The sequence below is a fragment of the Rhodanobacter sp. C06 genome (genome assembly GCF_002001105.1).
In the GTDB taxonomy this organism is placed as follows: domain Bacteria; phylum Pseudomonadota; class Gammaproteobacteria; order Xanthomonadales; family Rhodanobacteraceae; genus Rhodanobacter_A.
This window is the reverse complement of record NZ_MUNP01000003.1, coordinates 1-812: the sequence shown is the minus strand read 5'-3', so window position 1 is coordinate 812 and position 812 is coordinate 1. Positions and strand designations below refer to the sequence as shown.

General features: G+C 52.1%; 1 protein-coding gene. It reads left to right on the top strand.

Going from position 1 to position 812, the window contains the following annotated elements; translation table 11 throughout:
* A partial coding sequence (locus B0E52_RS18200) for a hypothetical protein (protein WP_217316644.1) occupies positions 1–701 on the top strand: 701 nt, incomplete at its 5' end.
* Between the last annotated feature and the right edge of the window lie 111 nt (positions 702–812).

Genomic DNA, 812 nt, shown 5'->3' with positions numbered 1-812 from the left:
AAGACCGATACATACGAGAACATGCCAAGCTGCTGGACGTCGGGGCTGCGCATCGGATCGGGCGGTCAGTGATTGAGAACGTCTATGACCGCGGCGGCGCGCGGAGGTTTCTCAACAGCCTGCTAGCCAATAACGCAACCTACCTTGACCTCAATCAGCTGCCTGCGATTTTGGCTTTGTTTGAAGGTAATGTGTCGCGCGTGTATAACGATGGCAAGGATATTCCAACGATCGGAATTGGTATGAATCTTACCAACTCCAACAACATGGCTCTTGTTCTTTACGAGATGGCGCCGTCTCTTTTCGAAAACTCGCCGGCAGGTAGCACTACGCAACAAATTGTGGCTGCATTTGAGCAGGTTATCAAAAACAATCCTTTGAGCGGACCGGCAGACGGCCTTAAAGGGGATTTACCGAATGCTTCAACTATAAAACTCTACGATGCTCTGAATGCTGAGCTCGTGCACTACCTCGGCCAACTCCCCGCGATAACGTTCTCCACATTTCCTGCTGACGACGCATTGGACGCGATGAAGAACGCCATCATGGGCGGAGCTATAATACCTAATTATAGCAATATACCCGGCTATGGTCCGGGGACTCTGGCATGGCTTCAAGGAGGCAACCCCTACGGAATTGATGTGACATCTAATATTCCGTCGCAAAATACAACTGCTTGGGAGGCCTTAGGGAAACTCTGATTTTGCCCCGTGGTCGAAGCTCGACCTGAGGATGGATGTTACGCGATGACGCCGAAGCAGATGAGCCTGTCGATGGAGCACGACGCCGGTTTCGAACGGCACCGCAAGGCG